Source organism: Marinobacter shengliensis (genome assembly GCF_030297115.1).
Lineage (GTDB): Bacteria > Pseudomonadota > Gammaproteobacteria > Pseudomonadales > Oleiphilaceae > Marinobacter > Marinobacter shengliensis.
The window spans coordinates 2,185,674-2,209,406 of the sequence record NZ_AP028062.1 but is presented as its reverse complement, the minus strand read 5'-3'; the positions used below and the strand labels follow the sequence as shown (position 1 = coordinate 2,209,406).

The 23,733-nt window shown below is 56.7% G+C and carries 16 protein-coding genes; 9 read left to right on the top strand and 7 right to left on the bottom strand.

Annotated features, from left to right (window positions below; translation table 11 throughout):
* Nucleotides 1-55 precede the first annotated feature (55 nt).
* Genes malQ through glgC form a run of 3 tightly spaced genes read right to left on the bottom strand, consistent with a single transcriptional unit; the run spans nucleotide 56 to nucleotide 4,510 of the window.
* Nucleotides 56-1,531, bottom strand: a complete 1,476-nt coding sequence (malQ, locus tag QUE75_RS10165; RefSeq protein WP_286249754.1) for a 4-alpha-glucanotransferase — start codon at nucleotides 1,529-1,531, stop codon at nucleotides 56-58.
* Nucleotides 1,528-3,255 carry a glycoside hydrolase family 57 protein gene (locus tag QUE75_RS10160; protein ID WP_286249752.1) on the bottom strand — a complete coding sequence of 576 codons (1,728 nt, stop codon included), beginning with the start codon at nucleotides 3,253-3,255 and terminating at the stop codon, nucleotides 1,528-1,530. The genes malQ and QUE75_RS10160 overlap by 4 nt, the downstream gene beginning before the upstream one ends.
* Nucleotides 3,245-4,510, bottom strand: a complete 1,266-nt coding sequence (glgC, locus tag QUE75_RS10155) for a glucose-1-phosphate adenylyltransferase (protein ID WP_286249750.1) — start codon at nucleotides 4,508-4,510, stop codon at nucleotides 3,245-3,247. The genes QUE75_RS10160 and glgC overlap by 11 nt, the downstream gene beginning before the upstream one ends.
* Before the next feature lie 205 nt (nucleotides 4,511-4,715).
* On the opposite strand from glgC, the gene glgB reads away from it, so the two are divergent.
* Genes glgB through glgP form a run of 3 tightly spaced genes read left to right on the top strand, consistent with a single transcriptional unit; the run spans nucleotide 4,716 to nucleotide 10,654 of the window.
* Nucleotides 4,716-6,605 carry a 1,4-alpha-glucan branching protein GlgB gene (gene glgB, locus QUE75_RS10150; RefSeq protein WP_286249748.1) on the top strand — a complete coding sequence of 630 codons (1,890 nt, stop codon included), beginning with the start codon at nucleotides 4,716-4,718 and terminating at the stop codon, nucleotides 6,603-6,605.
* Nucleotides 6,602-8,068, top strand: coding sequence for a glycogen synthase GlgA (gene glgA / locus QUE75_RS10145; RefSeq protein ID WP_286249746.1), 1,467 nt, complete (start codon nucleotides 6,602-6,604; stop codon nucleotides 8,066-8,068). Before glgB ends, glgA begins: the two co-directional genes overlap by 4 nt.
* Before the next feature lie 33 nt (nucleotides 8,069-8,101).
* A complete protein-coding gene (gene glgP / locus QUE75_RS10140) occupies nucleotides 8,102-10,654 on the top strand; it encodes an alpha-glucan family phosphorylase (RefSeq protein WP_286249744.1) in 2,553 nt (850 codons plus the stop codon).
* Nucleotide 10,655: 1 nt separating this feature from the next.
* Here glgP and QUE75_RS10135 read toward each other — a convergent pair whose 3' ends face one another.
* Nucleotides 10,656-11,861, bottom strand: coding sequence for a 1-acyl-sn-glycerol-3-phosphate acyltransferase (locus tag QUE75_RS10135; RefSeq protein ID WP_286249742.1), 1,206 nt, complete (start codon nucleotides 11,859-11,861; stop codon nucleotides 10,656-10,658).
* A gap of 170 nt (nucleotides 11,862-12,031) precedes the next feature.
* Here QUE75_RS10135 and recQ point away from each other — a divergent pair, with 170 nt between their 5' ends.
* The gene (recQ, locus tag QUE75_RS10130) at nucleotides 12,032-13,903 is read left to right on the top strand and encodes a DNA helicase RecQ (RefSeq protein ID WP_286249740.1); all 1,872 of its coding nucleotides are present in this window, start codon (nucleotides 12,032-12,034) and stop codon (nucleotides 13,901-13,903) included.
* Here recQ and QUE75_RS10125 read toward each other — a convergent pair.
* Complete coding sequence (locus tag QUE75_RS10125; RefSeq protein ID WP_061332915.1) at nucleotides 13,894-14,448, bottom strand: PaaI family thioesterase; 555 nt, start codon at nucleotides 14,446-14,448, stop codon at nucleotides 13,894-13,896. The genes recQ and QUE75_RS10125 overlap by 10 nt on opposite strands.
* Before the next feature lie 230 nt (nucleotides 14,449-14,678).
* Here QUE75_RS10125 and QUE75_RS10120 point away from each other — a divergent pair, with 230 nt between their 5' ends.
* The gene (locus QUE75_RS10120) at nucleotides 14,679-15,530 is read left to right on the top strand and encodes a type 2 periplasmic-binding domain-containing protein (protein WP_286249738.1); all 852 of its coding nucleotides are present in this window, start codon (nucleotides 14,679-14,681) and stop codon (nucleotides 15,528-15,530) included.
* A gap of 38 nt (nucleotides 15,531-15,568) precedes the next feature.
* Here the strand turns inward: QUE75_RS10120 and QUE75_RS10115 are convergent, their stop codons facing one another.
* Nucleotides 15,569-17,395, bottom strand: a complete 1,827-nt coding sequence (locus QUE75_RS10115) for a methyl-accepting chemotaxis protein (protein ID WP_286249736.1) — start codon at nucleotides 17,393-17,395, stop codon at nucleotides 15,569-15,571.
* A 221-nt stretch (nucleotides 17,396-17,616) separates the two neighbouring features.
* Here QUE75_RS10115 and QUE75_RS10110 point away from each other — a divergent pair, with 221 nt between their 5' ends.
* From QUE75_RS10110 to selD, 4 genes are all read left to right on the top strand, one after another.
* Nucleotides 17,617-19,137, top strand: a complete 1,521-nt coding sequence (locus QUE75_RS10110) for a bifunctional GNAT family N-acetyltransferase/carbon-nitrogen hydrolase family protein (RefSeq protein WP_061332912.1) — start codon at nucleotides 17,617-17,619, stop codon at nucleotides 19,135-19,137.
* Between the two features lie 159 nt (nucleotides 19,138-19,296).
* Entirely contained in the window at nucleotides 19,297-19,695 is a 399-nt protein-coding gene (locus tag QUE75_RS10105) for a hypothetical protein (protein WP_061332911.1), read from the top strand.
* 44 nt (nucleotides 19,696-19,739) lie between these two features.
* Nucleotides 19,740-20,405: a helix-hairpin-helix domain-containing protein gene (locus QUE75_RS10100; protein ID WP_061332910.1), complete on the top strand. Its 666-nt coding sequence runs from the start codon at nucleotides 19,740-19,742 to the stop codon at nucleotides 20,403-20,405.
* Nucleotides 20,405-22,681 carry a selenide, water dikinase SelD gene (gene selD / locus QUE75_RS10095; protein ID WP_286249733.1) on the top strand — a complete coding sequence of 759 codons (2,277 nt, stop codon included), beginning with the start codon at nucleotides 20,405-20,407 and terminating at the stop codon, nucleotides 22,679-22,681. Before QUE75_RS10100 ends, selD begins: the two co-directional genes overlap by 1 nt.
* On the opposite strand, the gene senB is transcribed toward selD, so the two are convergent.
* Nucleotides 22,665-23,645, bottom strand: a complete 981-nt coding sequence (gene senB / locus QUE75_RS10090) for a selenoneine biosynthesis selenosugar synthase SenB (protein ID WP_286249730.1) — start codon at nucleotides 23,643-23,645, stop codon at nucleotides 22,665-22,667. The genes selD and senB overlap by 17 nt on opposite strands.
* Nucleotides 23,646-23,733 lie beyond the last annotated feature (88 nt).

The following is a 23,733-nucleotide window of genomic DNA, read 5'->3' as shown; positions in this document are numbered from 1 at the left end:
ACTGGTCAAGGTTTAACCATCTTGACGCTGGTCAATTAATAACCAATCGTCAGTTTTAACGTCCGTAGAGGTTGACCATAGACCGCAGGGAATCAGACCGCGCCAGTGATTGATAGTTCTCTGGCAACTGCCAGATCCAGTTATTGGAAGTTGTGCCAGGTGTGTTGAAGCGGGCACTGGAGTCCAGACCGAGAAGGTCCTGCATGGGAATCATCACAAGCCCCGAGACAGACCCCAGCGCCGCCTGGATAATCTGCCTTGGAATGCTGTCGTCAGTGAGCCGAAGGTACTGGTTTACGTGATCCCGGGTACGTTCATCCAGGCTCTGGTACCAGCCCAGGGTGGTGTCATTGTCGTGGGTACCGGTGTACACCAGGTCATGCTCTTTATGGTTATGAAGTAAGTGAGGGTTGGTTGCGCTGCCATCAAAACCAAACTGCATGACCGTCATGCCGGGCAAGTTAAACCGCTGCCGAAGTGCCTCGACATCGGCCCCGATGATGCCCAGATTCTCCGCAACCAGCGGCAGTTCCGGGAGTTGCTCAAAACACGCTGACAGGAAGGCATCGGCGGGGCCCGCCACCCAATGTCCGTTCACCGGGCGGGCATCTGCCGCAGGAATTTCCCAGAACGCCTGCAGGCCTCGAAAGTGATCAATCCTGAGCAGGTCGAACTTTTCCTGCTGGCTGGCCAGCCGATCTATCCACCATCGATAACCATCGGCGGCCATAGCTTGCCAGTCATAGAGTGGATTACCCCAGTGTTGACCATCAGGAGAAAAATAGTCCGGAGGCACGCCGGCGACGACCAGGGGCTGGCCCTGAGCATCCAGCTTGAACATGTCGGGGTGGGCCCAGACATCGGCGCTGTCGTGGGCAACAAAAATGGGGATATCCCCGAACATCAGCACGCCCCGCTCCCGGGCATATCGACGCATTGCCTGCCATTGCAGATGAAAAACAAACTGTTCGAAACAGACCTGTTCAATGGCGTTACGGTGCCGGGCTCGGAATGCTTCAAGAGCCAGTGGTTCCCTGCGCCGCAGAGGCATTGGCCATTCATACCAGGGAATGCCGCCATGGGCATCCCGGATGGCGATGAACAAGGCAAAGTCATCCAGCCACGCCTTGTGGTCGGACAGGAACTGTCGCCAGGTATCCTGGTTGGTGGTTACGGGTTGTTGGCCGGTGGTCGCTAAAAAACGCCCGGCTGCGATTTCAAGGGCGCGGCCTCTGGTCTCCCGCGCTAGCTCATCGGTACTGAGCAAGTCCAGATAAACAAGCTCCGACAGGTCAACAAACTCAGGGTTGCCGGCGTGGGCGGATAACGACTGATAAGGGGATAAATCGGAATGGGTAGGTCCTGTTGGCAGGGTTTGCCAAACCGTTATGCCTGCGTCTGCCAAATAGTCGACAAATCGCCGGGCCTGTTGCCCAAGCTTGCCGTCATTTCCTGGCAAGGCAGTTGGATGTAGCAACACACCTGCACGACGACGGGAAAATACCGGTGCGGGAGTCAGTGCTCCACTCATTCCAGCCCCCCGGCCTCATGCCCCGGGCGCATGGCCCCGCCCCGCGCAGGCTCTCCCCCACCCTGGCTGATGGGCTGGAACAGGCGGGCAGGCGCCGGGTAGCCAATGTTGTCGTAGAGGTTGGCCAAATGCCTGCGGTAAAGATGTTCGAAATCCCGAACCACCGGAGCCGGGTTGTAGTCACCAAACCACCAGAACCAATCCGACCCCTCACAAAGGCCGAGTTGGTAGCTGGCCTTTTCTTTCTGTTCGGCGGTCAGGCTGTCATTGTCCATAACACGGTCATAGTGTTGTTTGGCCTCGCAAAGTAGGTCCCACGCTCGGTTCTTGTCTGGGTCACCAATCCAGGTTGAGAAAGTGCCGTAAATCCAGCTTCCGGCCACAAGGTGCGGCAGTTTCACGGGATCGCACACCGGCTCGCTCAGCAGGTTCCGATAGGTAGTCAGCCGCAGGGTTTTATGGTTTTTCAGTACCCGATATAGCTCATCCAGAAAGTAGTAGCCGTTCTCCGGGTAGTACTCCCAGGCGTTCTCACCGTCGAGAATCACAGAAATAACCGGGCAATCCCCTGCCTTGCTATTGCTGGCAATATTCTCCATGTGATGGACCAGGTCGCCAACGGCATCTTCCGCGTGCCAATCCGCGTAATTGAAGCCAATCAGATCCGACAAACCGTCATCGCGGAAAAACACGGTTACCGGTTGTTCCCCGAACAGGAAAGGACGGTGAATAGGAGGCTCCTTTTTCAACGCCTCTTGTTCTTTCGCCAGGCGAAAGCTGTTATGACCAACGGAATCGCCGCTCGCGGTCCACTGAAAGCCGTGTTCACCAAGCAAAGCCAGGGTATCCTGGCTCAAGCCACCTTCAGACGCCCAACAGCCTGCGGCCTGCTCACCAAAAAATCGCTGAAATACCTGCTGCCCCATACGAATGTGCCAGTCTGCCCGGTCCTTGCCGCCGGGATAGGTCGAATGCTCGGGCATACGAATATCCGGCATGGCCTCCCTGGCGGAACCGAAATCCAGTAACAGCGGCACGATAGGGTGAGCCCAGGGGCTCATGGCTAACTCTGCCTGGCCAGTTTGCGAAAGGTGGCGGTACCTGGGTCCAAGCCCTGCCATCAGCTCTTCGATGACGTCTAATAACGCTCTCCGGTCTTCCATGGTGAACTGATGGCTCTTCTCCTGCAGGGTCTGGATCACCGGGTGAGTACGGCGCACGGTTTCTCCCATCCACCCCAGGTGGTACCAAACCAGCAGGTCCACCAGTAGTTGCGGTGAGATGTAACGCTGGATATCCGGGCGGGTGCGATAGAAGCGGGCCAGTTCCGACAGCCGTTTATAGGGCGCAAACCGCTTGATGATCCGGTTTTCGTTTGCTCTCAGGCATTTTTCCATCAGTTCCAGAAAACCAGGAGAGCCGGGCTCGGGCAAGGAGTCAGCCACCAGTGCTGCCAGCACCGGGTCGCTCACTGCCGTACCGCTGTGTCGCCAGCGCTCAATTTGAACCAGATAGTCTTCTATCTGTTCCAGCAGCACCGGAGCAAAATTCACCACGGCCTTGGCCTCTGGATGAGCCTCCAGGTGCGCTGCCATATCAACATAATCCTTGATGCAATGCAGATAGACCCAGGGGAACAGAAATTCGCCGGTGTGCTGGTCCTGATACACGGGCTGGTGCATATGCCAGCAAAGCACAACGGGTGTGCGATGGTCAGAGTCCATGGGGGTAATCCTGCCCGAGCATCTCGGGTGTGATCAGAACAACGCCTTTGGGCGAAACATGGAAACGGTTTTCGTCTGCTTTTTTGTCAAACCCAATGTGGGTGCCATCCGGGATTCTGCATCCTCGATCGATGACGGCTTTGCGAATGTGGCAATGGCGGCCGATATCTACATCCGGAAAAATGACAGCGTCCTCAACCGTGGTGAACGAATGCACACGCACCTGTGAAAACAGCAATGAGTGGCGAATTCGGGCCCCGGACACTATGCAGCCTCCGGCCACCATGGAATCAACGGCGGTTCCCCGGCGGTCCTCATCGTCAAATATGAACTTGGCCGGCGGTAGCTGCTCCTGATAGGTCCAGATCGGCCAGTGGGCATCGTACAGGTTGAGTTCGGGGCTCACGTCTATCAGCTCAAGGTTCGCTTGCCAGAGTGAATCGATAGTCCCTACGTCACGCCAATAGGCCGGCTTTTTATTGACAGGATCCCGGAACGGAAAGGCACACACATTAAGACGCCGTATGACCGACGGGATGATGTCTTTTCCGAAATCATGTGAAGAGTCGTTGTTAAGTTGATGATCTCGAAGCAATTCATCAAAAAGAATCCGGGTGCTAAATACGTAGATGCCCATGGACGCTAGGGCTTTATCGGGTTGTCCTGGCATGGCCTTCGGTACCGCAGGCTTTTCCTCAAACTCGGTAATCCGTAGTTCATCGTCCACCGACATCACACCGAAGGCGGTGGCGTCTTCAATCGGCACTTCAATACAGCCAACGGTAATGTCTGCCTCATTCTCCACATGAGCGGCCAGCATGGTGCCATAGTCCATTTTGTAAACATGGTCGCCGGCCAGGATCAGCACGTACTCTGGTTCATGGCTGCGAATAATGTCGAGATTCTGCAATACTGCATCCGCAGTGCCCTCATACCAGGAGGTTTCAATGCGCTGTTGGGCGGGAAGCAATTCCACAAACTCATCAAGCTCACCGCGCATGAAGCCCCAGCCCCGCTGTATATGGCGAATCAGGGAATGAGACTTGTACTGAGTAATCACTCCGACCTGGGCGATGCCGGAGTTGATGCAATTAGATAACGGGAAATCAATAATCCTGAACTTGCCGCCGAAGGGCACGGCGGGCTTGGCGCGCCACTTGGTGAGATCATGGAGTCGGGAACCGCGCCCCCCGGCAAGAACCAGAGCGAGAGTTTGCCGTGTAAGACGGCTGACGAAGCGCTTCGCAGTATGCATGACACCTTCCCTGAAAACCTTGATGGCCTTCCTTCCCTGTTTGAACAGATGAAGGGAGAGTCGACATCAATTTGACACTGATACTAATATTAGAACACTAGCAGAAGATTATGACGTAATATTGTCTTGGGTCATTTTTTGTACAGGCCCAACGGCGTTCAATAACGGTCATTGTCCTGCCATCCTGATCGGGAATCGAAGGTCTATGGAAAGCCCTGCCTTGAGCGAGTTCGATCTCCACCTGTTTGCCGAAGGTCGCCATTGGCACATTTACAATGTGCTGGGTGCCCACCCACTCACGGCCAGCGGGAAAGAAGGCGTGCGTTTTGCCGTCTGGGCACCCAACGCCCGCTCAGTCAGTGTGATTGGAGATTTCAACGGCTGGAATTCGGCCCAGCACGTGATGCGGGCGAACGAAAGCTCGGGGGTCTGGTCGCTGTTTATACCGGGTGTCCGGCCCGGGGCCATATACAAGTTTGCGATCAGCACGGCCCGTGGTGAGATCATCAAAACTGACCCTTATGGTCAGGCTTTTGAGCATCGGCCCTCCAATGCCGCCGTGGTCACCGAGCGAGGCCGATACCCCTGGGGCGATGGTGACTGGCTGGACAAACGAAGCCGTTTTGATTGGCAGCATCGCCCAATCTGTATCTACGAAGTACACCCCGGCTCCTGGCAACACCATGGCTCTGGCCGTTGGCTGACCTATCGCGAGCTGGCCGACCAGCTCGTCCCCTACGTTCTGGAAACCGGTTTCACCCATATCGAGCTGCTACCGATTACCGAGCACCCACTGGATGAGTCCTGGGGTTACCAGACCACAGGCTACTATGCGCCCACCAGCCGCTACGGGAGCCCGGATGATCTGCGTTACCTTATCGACCAATGTCATCAGAACAACATCGGGGTGATACTGGACTGGGTGCCGGGGCATTTTCCCGATGATGATTACGCCCTCGCCCGCTTCGATGGCACCGCACTTTACGAACATGAAGACCCACGCCGTGGTAGGCACCAGGATTGGGGTACCCTGATCTACAATTATGGCCGCCGTGAGGTCCGTAATTTCCTGATTGGGAGCGCGCTGTTCTGGCTCGACGCCTATCATCTGGATGGATTACGGGTGGATGCCGTGGCCTCCATGCTGTACCTGAACTATTCCCGCGACGAAGGTGAATGGCTGCCGAATGACTACGGTGGACATGAGAATCTTGAAGCCATCGAGTTCCTGAAAGACCTCAACCGGGTATGCCAGAGCCGCTTTCCGGGCATCCTGATGATGGCGGAAGAATCCACCTCCTGGCCCCGGGTAACCCGGCCGCCGGAAATTGGCGGGCTGGGTTTTAACCTGAAGTGGAACATGGGCTGGATGCACGACACCCTGCGTTACTTCCAGCAAGATCCGGTGTACCGACAGTATCACCATGAAAAACTCACGTTCGGCCTTCTTTATGCGTTCTCCGAGAACTTCCTGCTGCCGTTGTCCCATGATGAGGTGGTACACGGTAAGTCCAGCCTGATCCAGAAAATGCCGGGTGATGAATGGCAACAACGGGCCTCATTACGCCTTTTATTCAGTTACATGTACACCTATCCCGGCGCCAAGTTACTGTTTATGGGCGGTGAGTTTGGCCAGCGCCGTGAATGGAGCGAAAAGCGGGAGCTGGACTGGAACCTGCTTGAACACGACGCGCATCGGGGCATACAAACGCTGGTCAGGGATCTCAACGGTTTGTATCGCCGGGAGCCCGCCCTCCACGGCCGGAACTTCACCGGTGCGGGGTTTGAGTGGATTGATTGCCACGACTCGCCGCAATCGGTGATCAGTTATGTGCGCAAAGGTGGGCAGCAGCAGGAAGTTCTTGTTGTTATCGTCAACTTTACGCCCATCCCGCGCCAACATTATCGAATCGGGGTGCCCAGTGGCGGGGCCTGGCAGGAAATCTTCAATTCCGACTCCACTTATTATGGCGGCAGCAACCTGGGCAACCCTCTCCCATTAATCGCCGATGACCAGCCTTGGATGGCAAGGCCATGCTCTCTGGAGGTAACTCTGCCTCCCCTGGCGCTGATCATTCTGAGGGCAGCACCATGACCCGCATCCTGTTTGCCACAAGCGAGGTCTACCCGCTGGTGAAAACCGGAGGCCTGGCGGATGTTTCCGCAAGTCTGCCCGAGGCCTTGTGCAAGCTTGGTTATGATTGCCAGATACTGTTACCCGGTTATCCCGCTGCCCTGGAAGCGGCCCGAGGGGCAGGTTCGCGCCGCAAAACCCGTTTCCGTTATGGCCAGTATGACGTTGCCCTGTGGCAGACACGTTTACCCGGAACGGCCGTCAGTCTCTGGCTGGTGGACTGCCCGGCGCTGTTTGATCGCCCCGGCGACAGCCCCTACCAGAACGATGATGGTGAAGACTGGTGGGATAATGCTCACCGTTTTCATCTTTTTGGCCGAATCGGTGCCATGATGGCACTGGGGCAGCTTGGGTTGTCCTGGCAACCCGACATTGTGCATTGCAACGATTGGCAGGCAGGGCTGATCCCGGTGTTCCTGGAGAACGCCCAACACCCACCCAAGAGCGTGTTTACCATTCATAACCTGGCTTATCAGGGGCTTTTCAGCCACGAAACCTTTCGGGCCCTGAGCCTGCCGGACTTTCTCTGGCGCATGGAGCTGCTTGAATTCCACGGCCAGCTGTCCTTTATCAAAGGCGGCCTGGTGTTCAGTGACGCCATCACCACGGTCAGCCCCGGCTACGCCGAGGAAATCCAGACACCTTGGTTTGGCTACGGACTGGATGGCCTGCTACGTCATCGTTCCCGCCACCTGCACGGCATTCTCAATGGCATTGACACCCGCGCCTGGGACCCGGAACAGGACCGATGGTTAGACTTCCATTACGGCCCCGGCCACCTGAAAAACAAGGAACAGTGCAAGGCGCGCTTGGCACAGGAGCTCAAGCTTGAGGCCAGTGGTGCTCCCCTGTTTGGCTTTGTGGGTCGCCTGGTGGAACAAAAAGGCCTTGACTGGCTATTGGCCGTCACGGTGCCCCTGCTGGAGCGCGGGTGCCAGTTTGCCATCCTGGGGTCGGGCCAAAGCCACTACCAGGTGCGGCTGCAGGAACTGGCACGGGCATGGCCCGGGCAGCTGTCATTGACCCTGGGCTACAACGAGGGCCTGGCGCACCGCATTACCGCCGGTGCAGACCTGTTTCTCATGCCATCGCGCTTCGAGCCCTGCGGGCTGAACCAGATGTATAGCCTTCGCTATGGCACCGTGCCGGTCGTCCACGGCGTGGGTGGCCTGAACGACACCGTATTCGACCCGTCAGAAGTCACTGCCGACCAAGCCAATGGTTTCGTGTTCCGGGAACCCACACCCGATGCGCTATTCCAGGCGGTCGAGCGTGCCCTGCAGACCCTTGGCACCCGGAAGACATGGCGGCGACTGCAGGAGAACGGAATGAGCGCAGATTATTCCTGGAAACAGCGCGCCAGGGATTACGCAACGCTTTATCAGAACCTGTTGACCGGCAATGGCCGGATACACGATGACTGAGACAGTGCCAGTGGCCGCAAGGAGGTCATGATCATGCACAAGGCAACGGAGTTCCGGCTGGAAGCCCGCCCCCATATTCCGGAGGCTATTGAAGGGCTTGAGGTTCTGGCTAACGATTTGTTCTATAGCTGGGATCATGGGGTACGAAGCCTCTTCGCCCGCATCGATCTTCGATTGTGGCAAAAGGTTGAGCACAACCCGAAACTGTTCCTGCGCCGCGTGTCCCAGACCCGGCTGAATGAGGCATCAGAAGATCGCGCCTTCATGGCGGAATACCGCCGGGTACTGTCCAGTTACGATGCCTACCTTGAATCCGAGCCCGGGGCCGGTGTTCTGGAGGCACTCGACCCAAAGACCAGCCTGGTGGCCTACTTCTGTGCAGAGTTTGGCTTCCATGAAAGCTTTCCCATCTATTCCGGCGGCCTTGGCATTCTGGCCGGCGATCACTGCAAGGCCGCCAGCGATCTGGGCCTGCCGTTCGTGGCCGTTGGGTTGCTGTATCAGCAGGGCTATTTCATCCAGACCATTGACGCCCTGGGTCAACAAATCGCGCGCTATCAGAGCCATTCCAGTGATGAATTGCCCATTACCCCGGTGGAACGAGACGGAAAACAGCTGACGGTGTCCGTGCCCTTCCCTGGCCGCGATGTCTACGCCAAAGTCTGGATGGCACGGGTCGGGCATATTCGCCTGTACCTGCTGGATTCCAACACGCCGGAAAACAACGCAGACGACCAGGCGCTGACGCTACAGCTTTACGGTGGCGACTTCAGCACACGCGTAAGTCAGGAGATGCTGCTCGGGATCGGTGGCGTGCGGGTGCTATCTGAACTCGGGATCAAGCCGACAACCTGGCACATCAACGAAGGCCACGCCGCGTTCCAGATTCTTGAACGGTGCCGCATGGCCATGGCGGAAGGTCTGCCATTCAGTGCGGCGTTGGAAGCCGTTGCAGGTTCAACCCTGTTCACCACCCACACACCCGTACCGGCTGGCCACGACATTTTCCCGCGGGATCTGGTCGCCCATCATCTTGGGGCCTATGTAGAGGATTCAGGGCTGGACTTTGCCGAAGTGTTTGCGCTGGGCTCAAAAAATGGCGACGACAGCTTCAACATGACCAGTCTGGGGTTGCGTGGCTCCCGCTTTCATAATGGCGTCAGCCGAATTCACGGTGGGGTGGCTTCGCACATGGAGGGAGATATCTGGCCCCAGGTGCCAGCCAGGGACAACCCGATCCAGTACATCACCAATGGCGTGCATGTACCAACATTCCTGGCACCGGAGTGGGCGAGTCTGTTCGACATGCACGCCCCAACCTGGAAGAGCGAATTGCTGAACCCGGACTTCTGGCACTTCATCGACAAGATTCCGGACTATCACTACTGGAGCGTTCACAAGGCGCTTAAACAACAGATGGCCGAATACACCGTGCGCCGGCTCAAGCGCCAGCACAAACGAAACGGCACCGGGCATTCGGTAACCGAGCGCATGGCCCGGCAGCTGGCCTCGCCTGAAAAAGACGCCCTGGTTATCGGCTTTGCCAGGCGCTTCGCCACCTACAAACGGGCCACCCTGATCTTCTCCGACCTGGCCAGGCTGGAACGACTGCTGACCAATCCAGATCACCCCGTGGTGCTGGTGTTCGCGGGCAAGGCCCATCCCCAGGACCAACCCGGCCAGCAACTGATCAAGGTCATCCATGGATTATCCATGCAGCCCTCCCTGATGGGCCACATCATCCTGCTCGAAAACTATGACCAAGCCATGGCCCGACGACTGCTCAGCGGCGTGGATGTCTGGTTGAACACGCCCGAGTACCCGAAAGAGGCCAGCGGTACGTCCGGAGAAAAAGCCGCGCTTAATGGTGCCCTCAACCTCAGTGTTCTGGACGGCTGGTGGGGAGAGGGTTATGACAAAACCAACGGCTGGGCGATTACCCCAAGGGATACCGGGCTGGACCCGGAGTTTCGCAATCGGGAAGAAGCCAGGGACCTGCTCGATCTGCTGGAACAGGACATCATCCCGCTCTACTACAACCGTGCGTCACAGGGCTACTCCAAGGGTTGGGTAACCCGCTCAAAAGCCTCTATGAAGACCATTACGCCAAGATTCAACGCCCAGCGCATGGTGATGGACTACGTTCGCAACTATTACCAGCCCGCCACAGCGCAAGGTAAACGCCTGACTGCCGATGGCTTTAACCTGGCCACCGAGCTGGCAGAGTGGAAGGCACGAGTCAGGGCCGCCTGGGATGGTGTGTCGATTCACGTTCGGGGTTGCGTGGACGACCAGTGTGCCTGGGATGAATCCGTGGAACTGAGCATTGGCGTTAGCCTGAATGGCCTGGCTCCCAGCGATGTTCGGGTTGAATGTCTGGTGACGCCGGAATGTGCGGGTACTCACGCAGAACCCGGGCCAGATCGGTTTTTTCTGGAACCGGATGGCGAAAAAGATGGACAGACCCTGTTCAAAACCCAGGTGCAACCGCCCTACCCTGGGCTGCAAACGCTCCGAGTGCGAATGTACCCATACCATGACGCACTCACCCATCCACTGGAGATGGGCGCCATGCTCTGGGCCTGACTTACTCAGCCGGCGACAGAACCGCCTCGCCGATGTTGTTTGCGGCGAGGGCGTTCACCACCGGGTTGGCGTACATGTCGAGCAGATACGGGCGAATGGCCGCATCGCAGGCCTCCAGCCGCCGCTCCATTTCTGCCTTGGCGGCTTCCAGGTCTGCCGGTGACCAGGTTTCCGCCGTCACAACACTCTCGCTCACACTGCCCGGTGTCTCGTGAGCTTCCGGGTGAACACCCCGCATCTGGTAAGCCACCAGGTTGGAGGCATGCAGGTGATAATTGGCATGCATTTCATGATCAATCCGCGACGCCAGGGCCTTCGGGTTATCTTCCGCATCGGCGATCGGCGCGCCGAAATGCACATGAACGTGCCCCTTGTATCCGGTCAGGCCTCTCATGATCTGATTTGTATCTTCGCCTTCTGCTTTCTGGTAATTGCCCGTTCTGGCCCTTACCTCCAGTTCCCGGGCTTTGTCCGCATCGCAGGGGTCGTATTCATAGGCGATGGAAACCGGCACGATGTGCAGCCGGTTCATGGCCTCGTCAAACTCCAGCCCGGATTTCTTTCGGCTCATGTAGAACATCTTGATGATGGCTGGGTCTGTCATATCAATGCCGTCTTTGGCGCGGCCTTCGCGCTGGGCAATCCAGATGCTGTGGTTGGTATCAATGCTGTGATTGATGAAGCCGGAGAGGGTCAGGTAGGCATCCCGCATTTCCCGGGGGCTGGTCATGTTACGGCGTACCACGAAACTCTTGTTCAGCCGCATCATCTCCGCGAATACCCGGTTTGCCAGCAGGTTGTCCCCAATGGCAATACGGGTGGTGTGAAAGCCGTTCTGGAACAGCAGATAGTTCACCACCATCGGGTCAAACACAATATCCCGATGGTTGGAGATAAACAGGTGCGCAGAGTTCTTGCTCAGATTTTCCAGGCCGCTGTGGGTCACCCTGGACGTGGTACTTTCAACCAGGTCGCCAACATAGCCGGACAAGCCGGCCTGCAAGTCATCCACCCGATGGTAGTGGCCGAAATTCCGAACCAGCCAGCGCTTCACAAACATTCTCAGCAGGGCCGGCGCCCACTTGGCCGCAACCGGTGATTTGAACCGGCCAACCATGTCCAGGAAATCCGGGTCGTTAACCAGGCGTTGAATCGCGGGGGTGGTTTCTTCATCCGAATAAGGTCGGATCGCGTCAAATTCCTGCATGCATGCCCTGTTGTTTTTCGAAATGGTTAATCACAGTCTCTGAAGGGGCGCTATTGTATCCTTTCTCTTGTCGCTTTGCCTCCATCCCAAAAGGTGTATTGACCACTCCAGCGGCAGTATCTGGTATCATTTCGCCCCGAACTTCACCCGCCCAAAGGCTGACAACCACCATGTATCCGGACCAGGACTTCGAGCAACTGACCCGCGAACCGCCTTCCTCCGCTAACCGCAGCCCGGAGCAGGTACTGCATGAGGTTTTTGGGTATGAGAGTTTCCGCCTGCTACAGGGAGAGATTGTTCAGGAAGTTGTAAATGGTGGCGATGCCCTGGTTCTGATGCCCACCGGCGGTGGTAAATCGCTCTGTTACCAGGTGCCCGCGCTGGTCCGCCCCGGCACGGCCATTGTTATTTCGCCCCTGATCGCGCTTATGCAGGATCAGGTGGCTGCGTTGCGGGAACTCGGTGTGAGAGCGGCATTCCTCAACTCCACCATGGATTATGAGCAGGCCCGTGCCACCGAATACGCCCTGATGACCGGCGAACTGGACTTGCTCTACTGCGCACCGGAACGGCTGATACAGCCACGTACCATAGAGTTACTTCATAACGCATCGTTGTCGCTATTTGCCATTGACGAAGCCCACTGTGTATCCCAGTGGGGCCATGACTTCCGCTCTGATTATCTCCAATTGAGCATGCTGGCCCAGGAATTCCCGGGTATACCGCGGATTGCCCTGACGGCAACGGCGGATGAACGAACCCGTAAAGAGATTGCCGAGCGCCTGTCCCTGACCAATGCCCGGCACTTTGTCAGCGGTTTTGATCGCCCAAATATTCAGTATCGTATCACTCCAAAAACAAATGCAAACAGGCAGTTGTTGGATTTTATTAAAGCAGAACATGAAGGTGATTGCGGGATTGTCTATTGCCTGTCCCGCAACAAAGTAGACGCCACCGCCAGGATGCTGGCGGACAAAGGCTACACCGCCCTGCCTTACCATGCGGGGCTGGATGCCACAGCCCGGGCCCGCCATCAGGAACGGTTCCTGCGCGAAGACGGCGTTATCATCGTGGCGACCATTGCGTTTGGTATGGGTATTGATAAACCAGACGTTCGGTTTGTCGCCCACCTGGATTTACCCAAAAGCCTCGAGGCCTATTACCAGGAAACCGGCCGGGCTGGCCGGGACGGCAAGCCGTCCACCGCCTGGATGGTTTACGGCCTGCAGGATGTCATTAAGTTGAGACAGATGCTTGAGGCATCGCAGGGCAACGACCAGTTTAAACGGGTAGAACGCCAGAAGCTCGATGCCATGCTTGGCCTCTGCGAAGTTACCCGCTGCCGCCGCCAGGTACTGTTGCGTTATTTTGGTGATGAACTGGAGCAGCCCTGTGGTAATTGCGATACCTGCCTCACACCCCCTGAGACCTGGGATGGCACGGTGGCCGTGCAAAAGGCGCTGTCCTGTGTGTATCGTACTGGGCAGCGCTTTGGCGTTAACTACCTGATTGACGTGCTGCGTGGCTCCGAGAACGAACGCATTCTTCAATCTGGACACCAGGCCATTTCCACCTATGGTATTGGTACCGAGTTATCCGCAAACGAGTGGAAATCGGTGTTCCGCCAGCTGGTTGCCAACGGCTACCTGCGGGCAGATCCGGAGGGCTATGGCGCCTTACAGCTCACGGAGCAGTGCCGCCCGCTGCTGAAGGGTGAACAGGCTATCGAGTTACGCAAAGACCCGGTGGCCAAAAAATCCTCGTCGTCCAGATCTGCTGGCAAACGCTCGGGCCCGGCAATAAGGGAGCAGATTACCGACCAGGCCGGCTGGGATGCGTTACGGGCGTGCCGGAAGGAACTGGCAGATAAACAGGGCGTGCCGCCTTACGTGATTTTCCACGACACCACCCTGTTCGATATGCTGGAACGCCGCCCGGAAACCCTGGAGCAACTGGCAGAGGTCAGCGGCGTAGGGGCCGCCAAGCTGGAGAAATATGGCGAGGTCTTCCTGCAAACCCTGCGGGAAATTGCTCAGTCCTGAGGCTTGAAACCCTTCTTGCGCACCCGGTAATGGGCAAGCGAGGTGGCCACGTGGTTGCCCTCTTTGTCTTTCAGCTTGCCTTCCAGGGTGAACTTCGCCCGGCCGGTGGCATCGGCGTCCGCCAGAATGGCGGCAACCGCTTCCGGCGCCAGTGAAAACTCGACCGTCACATCCGAATTGGCCGGCTGCAGGAACTCGAGGGTCATCTCCTTGAGGATCGGCGTATAGGCAGGCCCCAAGTCAAACAGTGACAGTACGCCACCGGGAATTTCCGCCACCAGGAAATAGGCACCGGCGTACAGGCTGCCAAAATGATTCTTGTTGCCCTTGAGCTTTATTTTCGCCCGAACATAACCGGGGCGCATCTCTTCGACACTGAAGCCGTTTCGCGGTGCAAAGGGAATGGCGAGTCCAATCAGGCGGTTAACAGTGGCATAGCTGCCGGTTTTCTTAAGCCATGCAACAGGCTGCAGAAGCGTGGCTTTCGGGTCGCTCGCGGTTACCCACTGGCCAGCGGTGCCGATAAGTGTATCAATGAGTGCCATATTCAGGGCTCCAGAGAATGGTTTTTCGGGATCATTACAGCCGAACGCGCGTGCTTCAAGAATCTTTTACAGTATTTTTGAAAGTTATCCGGTTTCAGTAACAGATTCTGTTCTACAGTTAGGGGGCGCGCCACTTAAGGAACAAGGCATTGGTTGCACGAAATCGTTTCATTCATCGTTATCTACCGGGGTTTCTTCTGGCCCTGTGTTTGTCCTTGCCCGCTCCAGCCATGTCAGTCGAACCGGATGACAAGCGCACCTTTATTCTTTGGTACCGGAATTACGATAACCCGGCCATCCGGTCACTTGTGGAACTGGCACTGGCCAAAACGTCGGAATACGGCGACTTCACGGTCCTGCGCAGTGAGGAACTGAGCCAGGGCCGGGTACTGCGAGAGTTGGCCAACAATAATAACCGGCTGGTGGATATTGCCAATGTTGCGACCACCGCTGAACGGGAGGAATTTCTCAATCCTATTCCTTTGCCGGTAGATGGCGGCTTGCTGGGCTTTCGGGTGTGCCTGGTGTTACCAAAGCACCTGCCCCAGTTCGAGGGCATCCAGAACATAGATGACCTGACTTCAAGAAAAATCCGGATTGGCCAGGGCTCTCACTGGCCAGACACGCCGATTCTCGAGGCCAACGGCTTGCAGGTGGTTACCCACACCCGCTATGAAATCCTGTTTGGCATGCTGCGCAATGAACGTTTTGAATGCTTTGCCCGTGGCGTTGGTGAAGTATTGTTTGACCTTGAACACAATCGGGCAGACGATCTGGTCATCGAACCCAACATTCTGTTCGCCTACCACATGCCATCCTATCTTTTTGTCGCTCCAAATGATCAGGAGGCCGCCCATCGGTTACAGCTGGGAATAGAACGCGCCATCAAAGATGGCAGTTTTGCAGTTTACCTGAAGCGATGGTTCGGTCGCGCAGTGACAGAGCTTGGGCTTGAGCAGCGCAAAGTGATAACCCTGGAGAACCCGTACCTCAGCGAGGAATCCATGTATGTGGGGCGGCACACTTTGGAAAACCTGCGTCGCCGGCTCGATTATCTGAGCCAGATTGCCTCACCTGATTGAAAGGTTATGACCCGCTGGCCGTCCATGGCCAGCCTCCGCTATACGCGGAAGCGGGTCACTTTTTCATTCAATGTTCTGCCAATGGTTTCAATGTGCCCGCTGTACACATCGTTTTCACTGGCGGCTTTGGCTGCTTCCTGGCCCTGGTCCGCAATCCGGGTGATGGAGGCATTCAGCTCTTCGGTAACCGAGGTTTGCTCCTCAGACGCTGTGGCAATCTGAGACGTCATCTGGCTGATGGCGGTGATGGCCTCGGCAATCCGGTTCAGGGATTCCATGGCGTCCTGGGCTTTTTCCATACTGACATTAGACACCGCCGTTGACGCCTTCATCACTTCCACCGCATCGCCGGCGCCTTTCTGCAGACGCTCGATCATGTTATTGATTTCCTCAGTGGAAGACTGGGTCCTCTGGGCCAGGTTGCGTACTTCGTCTGCCACCACCGCAAAGCCACGTCCTGCTTCCCCTGCCCTTGCGGCCTCGATTGCGGCGTTCAGTGCCAGCAGGTTGGTCTGTTCTGCTATGCCCTGAATAACCTCCAGCACCGTGGTGATGGACGACACATCCTTACCCAGAGTGTCGATGACTTCAGCAGCTGCATTAACCTCATTGGAAAGCTTTTGCACCGCATCCCTCGACGCAGTCACCGTCAGCAAGGACTCGCGACTCTCCTGATCGGCATTCTCAGCCGCTTCCGCTGTTTGCTGTGCGTTCTGGGCAATCTCCCCGGCAGCAGCAGACATTTCGTTGATGGCCGTAGCAATCATGTCAATCTCGCTCTGCTGGCTCTCAACGCTCGAACGGCTGGTACTGGAGGTGTTGCGCAAGGCGGTCACATTCTCATCCAGGTCATCACTACCCTCTTTGACTTCCCGGACAACCTGCTGAATGTTCTCCACAAATCGGTTAAAACTTTGCGCCAGTGCGCCAAACTCGTCCGAAGCGGAATCGTCCAGTCGGCGGGTAAGATCTGCATCACCCGAAGCAATACTGGACATCGCACTGTTCAGGCGGCGCACCGGCACCATCAGCAATCGTATTCCGAAATACAGCGCCACCAGGGCAACTATCAAACCCACAGCGGCAATGACAAGGCCGCCCACCCGGGCCTCAACAATCGGAGCGTTGATCAGGTCCTCGTTAACAAACGTCACCAGGTACCACTCCACAGCCCGGGCATCGGCTATCGGATGAAAACTGACACTCCAGCGGGCGCCGTCCATCTCAAATGTATGCTGGCTTCCATCAAGAGCTGGCCGCTGGCCGATAATGTCCGAAATGTTGTTTCCGACCACCTCTGAGTCCGGGTAGAAGAGCACAGTGCCTTTCTCGTTTACCAGTGCGGCGAACCCGGTATCGGCCAGGGTGATCGTCGACAACATTCGGTCAATCGTGCCAAGCCCGATATCCATGCCGGCTGCTCCTTTATATAAACCGGACTTGATCGGGGCCATGGCGGAGATAATGGTCGCGCCAGTGCTGGCATCCTGATAGGGCTCAGTGAATGATGAACGCCCTAACCGCTGGGCTCCCTGGAACCAGGGGCGGGTGCGGGGGTCGTAGTCAGGTGGCAGTGTCGCTTCCACCTCTGGGCTACGCATTAGCATCCGGCCGTCCTCGGTGCCGGCATAGACATCCATAATATTGCCGCCGCGCGTCATCGCTTCCATCAGGGTACGGGCCATATTGTCGGTGCGGATGCCCTCAAGGGCGTTGGCCGTCGCCTCAGCCATGTCCAGGCGAGTGTTGAGCCAATCGGAAATACTGGACGTACTCTGCTCTACCGCGTCGGCCATAAGCGCGTCAACATAACGATCCGTCGTTGATCTGAGCCTGATATCCGTTGCCACTGTCAACGCAGCCATCAGCATTATGATGAGAGCACCTACGGCAACGAGCAGTTTCTGAGAAAATGAGAATTGCAAGGGGAGTCCCTCCGATAAGACTGAGGTTGTTTCGATCAGCTTCTCATCAATTATAGATGTGAATTAATTGACTAACGGCAATTTGAGCGAAGTCTTTAGAACTCTTTGTTAGAATGGACTTACAGGCAACCAAGGCTGCCAAACCAAAGGAGATACACCAGATGGCCCATGAAGAGCTCCACCTGAATCTGCGAAACCTGACGCTTGAAGACTACAGCCAGCTCCAGGAGCTGATGGACGAGGTTTACGACGATATCGGTGGCGCATGGCCAAAGGAAACCATCAAGGCGTTGGTTGAGCAGTTCCCGGACGGTCAGATCTGTATTGAAGACAACGGGCACCTGGTAGCCGTTGCGTTGACCGTATGCGTTAAGTACGAGCGCTTCAGCAACCCCCACGCCTACGACGACCTGATCCTCCGTAACGAGAAAATCTGGCACAACGCCAATGGCGATTCGCTCTATGGCCTGGATGTATTTATTCATCCCGAGTACCGGGGCTACCGCCTGGGCCGGCGGCTCTATGAAGCCCGCAAGGAACTTTGCCGTTCCATGAACCTGCGGGCTATTCTCGCAGGCGGGCGTATCCCCAATTACTTCAAGTATTCCGAACAGTACACGCCGGAAGAGTACATCCATCGCGTCGACCGCAAAGAGATCTACGATCCGATTCTCACCTTCCAGCTGTCCAACGATTTTCAGGTAACCCGTTTGATGCACAAGTATCTTCCGGAAGATGAAAAGTCGCTGGGTTATGCCACCCTGCTGGAATGGCGGAACATCCTGTATACCCCGCCCTCCTCGGTGCTGAACGTAAAGAAAACTCAGGTTCGCCTGGGTGCCGTGCAATGGCAGATGCGGGAATTCACCTCAGTGGAGGAAGTGCTGAAGCAGGTTGAGTATTTCGTGGATGCGTTGTCTGATTACAAAAGTGACTTTGCCCTGTTCCCGGAATTCTTCAACGCACCCCTGATGGGCCTGACCGACCAGATGGACCAGACGCGTGCCATTCGTTTTCTTGCCGGATTTACCGAGCAGTTCCGCAATGAAATGTCGGAAATGGCGGTCAGTTACAACATCAACATTATCACCGGCTCCATGCCGCTGATCGAGAACGACCGGGTTTATAACGTGTCGTACCTGTGCCATCGGGATGGCCGCGTGGACGAGCAACGCAAGATCCACATCACGCCCCATGAACGCCGCGACTGGGTTATTGAAGGCGGCGACAAGTTCCAGGTATTCGATACAGATGCCGGCCGGGTTGCCATTATGATCTGTTACGACATCGAATTTCCGGAGCTCGGGCGCGTAGCTGCCAGCCAGGATGTGGACATCATCTGTGTACCCTTCTGGACCGACACCAAAAACGGCTACTTGCGGGTTCGCCATTGTGCCCAGGCCCGCGCCATCGAAAACGAGTGTTATGTGGTGATCACCGGCAGTGTCGGCAACCTGCCCAAGGTAGAGAACCTGGACGTCCAATACGCGCAATCCTCCGTATTCTCGCCGTCTGACTTCGCATTCCCGCACGATGCCGTGATGGCGGAGACCACCCCGAACACCGAAATGATCATGTTCTCGGATATGGACCTGGAGAAACTCAAATTGGTACGTAACGAAGGCTCAGTCACCAATCTGAAAGATCGCCGTGTTGATCTGTACGAATTGAAAACCAGATAAGGACCGCATCTGGCCCCCTTTGCGGGGGGCGGATGTTGAACTATTCCATGAAAGGGTTACGGTAGACAGCTGATGGCATTGCCAAAATTAAATAGCCCGTCTATTGTTTAATTTATGCTCAAATAATCTGGCTGATCTCAGAGGCAGAGAAAGCATTTCATGAACGAAGAACTACCGGATCTTGTTGCCCGTTTCCGCGTACGCCACGGCCTGTTTCGCAAAGAAACCGTGGAAGCTCGCCTTTATGAGCTAGACAGCTACGGCTGCGTGATGAAAACCGACAAGCTGTTCAAGCCCGGCGACACCATTACACTCGACCTCATTATGGATATGCCATTTGAAGAGATCCGCGCCGAGGGTGTTACCGGACTGGTTACCGAAAAGAGAAAGCACTGTAGCAACTTCTTCTACTCTATTGATTTTTTTCAACTTGAATCCGGAGATAACTCCCCTCTTTCGGACAAGCTACGCCGTATTCGTGAAGTGCTTCTGAAGAAGCAAAGCCTCAAATCCAGACGAAGCTCGAATACGACCAACGGAATGAGGCAATTGGCCTGATACACCGTTCCATCGTTCTATCCCCCTCTGTAAGGAGACGCCCTATGGCAAAGAAAGCCAAACCCAGTGTTGATAAGATTGTCAAAAAAGTGAACAAAGAGTTTGAGAAAACCACGGCTCAGATTGAAACACTCATCAATGATGCCCTGAAGCAGTTCGACCACCTGCAGCATCAGGTTCAGGATCCGGTTCGCAAACTGCTCAAGGAAATGGACGAGCTCCGTGAGCGTGAAGTGAAGCGCTTCAATGAAGAGTTCGAACGCCGGATGAACGAATTCCACGAACTGCAGAGCTCATTGCTGGACAAGCTGGGTATTGCAGCCAAGGAATCTGGCAAAGACGTCAAGAAAGCCGCAGACACCACCGCCAAGAAGGCTACGACTGCCGCTAAAAAGGCGACGAGTGCGAAGCCCGCGGCCAAGAAGCCTGCCGTTAAAAAACCGGCTGCCAGCAAGGCCAAGCCTGCCGCCGCCAAAAAGCCTGCAGCAAAGAAACCGGTAGCAGCCAAAACCGCCAAGCCGGCGGACAAGTCTGATCTGACCCGCATCAAGGGTATTGGCCCGGCAACGGCGAAGAAGATGAAAGATGCCGGCATTACATCCATCGACCAGATCGCCAACCCGAGCGATGCCGATAAACAGAAACTGGAAGCCTTCAAGAGCATCAAAGGGTTCAGTGAGCTGTCTGCAGAAGCCAAGAAAGTCATCTGATGCAAACACCCGATCAACCTGTATTACGGGACATTGTCCTGGTAGGTGGCGGGCACAGCCACGTCGGGGTCCTCAAGCGATTCGCCATGAATCCGGTCCCCGGCGTTCGGCTCACGCTCATATGCCGTGATACCCACACCCCCTATTCCGGCATGCTTCCCGGTTACGTGGCGGGGCATTACAGCTATGACGATGTGCATATTGATCTGAGCCGGCTGGCAGAGTATGCCGGTGCCCGGTTCTACCGTGCGGAAGTGTCTGGCATTGATCGTGCGGCAAAACGCGTCATCTGCAAAGGCCGCCCGAACGTTCCCTACGATATCCTGTCGATCAACATTGGTTCCTCTCCCCGGGTTGCTGAGGTCAGCGGTGCTGCGGAACATGCGGTACCGGTCAAGCCCATTACCGGGTTCAACAACCGATGGCTATCGCTGCTGTCACGCATCGAGAACCACGATGGCCCAATGACCATCGCCGTTGTGGGTGCCGGTGCCGGCGGGGTGGAACTCACCCTGGCCATGCAGTTCCGCTTGCGCAATGAACTTGCAAACCGGGGCAAAGACCCGGACCAACTGCACTTTCATCTGTTCGACGCCGCAAACGAGATTCTGCCCACCCATAATGCCAAGGTCCGTGCGGTGTTCCGGGACAAACTGGTTCGCCGGGGGGTAAAACTGCATCTGGGTGATGCTGTTTCCCGGGTAGACGCAGGGCTACTGGCCACCGAATCCGGCCAGACACTGCAAACCGACGAAGTGCTTTGGGTTACCCGTGCCGGCGGCCCGGCCTGGCTCGAATCCACCGGCCTGGAACTGGATGACGGCCTGTTTATCCGGGCTCGGGACACCCTGCAGACAGCGAATGACGCCCACATTTTTGTTGCCGGCGACATCGCCAACGTGGTGAACCACCCCCGTGAAAAAGCCGGGGTGTTTGCGGTGCGCCAGGGGCGGCCATTGGCGGATAACCTCAAACGCATGGCTCTGGGAAAACCACCCAGACCGTTCAATCCCCAGAAAACCTGGCTGGCGTTGATCAGCACCGGTGACCAGTTCGCCGTCGCCTCCAAAGGCAATTACGGGTTTTCGGGCGCCTGGGTTTGGCGCTGGAAAGACTGGATTGACCGTCGGTTCATGAAGAAATTCACTGACCTGCCGGCCATGGAAGACAGCGCAAGACTGCCAGACACCTCGGCCGCCCAGAATCCCGAAGAAGCCTCCCAGGCCATATCGGCCGTTGCCATGCGTTGCGGCGGTTGTGGCGCCAAGGTTGGCAGCACGGTACTGTCCAGGGCACTGGGTGAGCTGCGCCCGATTGAGCGCGACGACATTCTCATCGGCCTGCACGCACCGGATGATGCTGCAGTGTTGAAAGTGCCACCGGGTAAGGCGGTGGTCCATACCGTGGACTTTTTCCGGGCGTTCATTGATGACCCTTACATTTTCGGAAAGGTAGCCGCCAATCACAGCCTGGGTGATGTATTTGCCATGGGCGCAGAAGCCCAGAGCGCTACGGCGGTGGCGACTGTCCCGTACGGGATCGAATCAAAGGTGGAAGATACCGTGTTCCAGATGATGTCTGGCGCGGTGGAGGTGCTTAACGAGGCGGGTTGTGCACTGGTCGGCGGCCATACCGGCGAAGGCAAGGAGCTTGCGCTCGGGTTTGCGGTGAATGGCCTGATCGATCCGGACAAGGTCATGAGCAAGGGCGGCCTGAAGGCCGGTGATGTGCTTCTGCTGACCAAACCCATTGGTACTGGCACCCTGTTCGCCGCCCATGCCCGTTTGGCGGCCAAGGGGCGCTGGATTGATGCCGCGCTGGCCTCCATGGTCCAGTCCAATAAAGCTGCTGCTGAGTGCTTGCTGCGCCACGGGGCACGGGCCTGCACCGATGTCACCGGTTTTGGCCTGCTGGGGCACCTGGTGGAAATGACCAGGCCTTCCGGTGTCGATGCCGAGCTGGACCTGACCGCTATCCCCATTCTGCCTGGTGCGGAAGAAACCGTGGCAGCAGGGATTTTAAGCTCGCTGCAGCCGGCTAACGTAAGGCTGCGCCGGGGTATCCGGGACCAGGGAGACTGGGTTAACCACCCCCGCTATCCCCTGATCTTTGATCCGCAAACCGCTGGAGGACTTCTGGCCAGCGTGCCCGCAGCGGTGGCGGAAGCTTGTGTCAGGGAGCTCAAGGGCCTGGGCTATCCCCACACCGCGATTATCGGCCGGGTACTTGCCCAGGATGAAAACGGCCCGATAGAACCCATCACCCTGCGGGATTAACCGCAGCGAGCGCCAGCGCCACGGCCTGTTCCAGGCTCTGGCGTTCGCGCTCCGGAGTGAAGGTTTCTGCCAGCTCCTTAACGCAGTCAGTCAGTTGTGCCAGAAATTCCGGTTCGGTTTCGGCCTTGCGCATCAACCGGGCCAGGGCAGCCTCATCCTTGACAGGATAATACCCGGGGTAGTGCTCACCCAGCAGGCCACGGTTACCTGGAATATCCGAAGCCAGAATCGGCAACCCTGCCCTGCAGGCTTCAGACACCACGTTAGCGCCACCCTCCATCACAGAACTGATCACCATCAGGCTGCTCACGGCCATCAGATTTTCCAGCTGCGCTTTGTCCAGTTGCTCCAACCAGTGGAAACGGGGGTTATCCTTGCTTTCGCTCAATGCCCGTTCCCGCCACTCATCGTTGTGAGGCTTTCCGGCACAGGACACAATGATGGCCGACTCCTCCGGTAATAGCCGGCTGGCCCAAGCGGCACGCAGGGAATCCTTCTCATCCCTCAGGTGCCCGATCACGCAGATATTGAACTGACCTGGCTCTGGCCGGGATCCACCGCGAACCGCAGGCTTGGCTGCGGACTGCCGCAAGGTAAGCAGCTTGTGTCGGAAGGTTTCAGGAATGTCCTGGGCAACAAGATCATGCAGGCCAATCAATATCGATGCCGCTGCCATAGAGGCATGGGTTGGTTCCGGGTATTGGTACTGGTGATGATAGATGTCGGTGCCGGTCAGGGCGACGATCAGTGGCTTTTCAGGCCATTCGGTGTGGAACCGTTGGATCGCGTCGGCACTTCGCCAGGCATGAAGGGCTATCAGCAGGTCTGTTGGCTCTCCATCATAACCTGTAATCACCGTTACCTGATGGCCAGCCTGCTCCAGCAACTGCTGCCATCGCACGGCGGTTGCGCGGTTCCCCGCTTTTGAGTCCGGCCCCGCCGGGGTAAGAATGCTAATATTCATAGGCCTGCCAGGAAGATTTTGCACAATTCTGTCGCTCTGAATGCTCCAGGTAAAGAGTTCTACCGTATATCGGTTCAGACTTGACCGT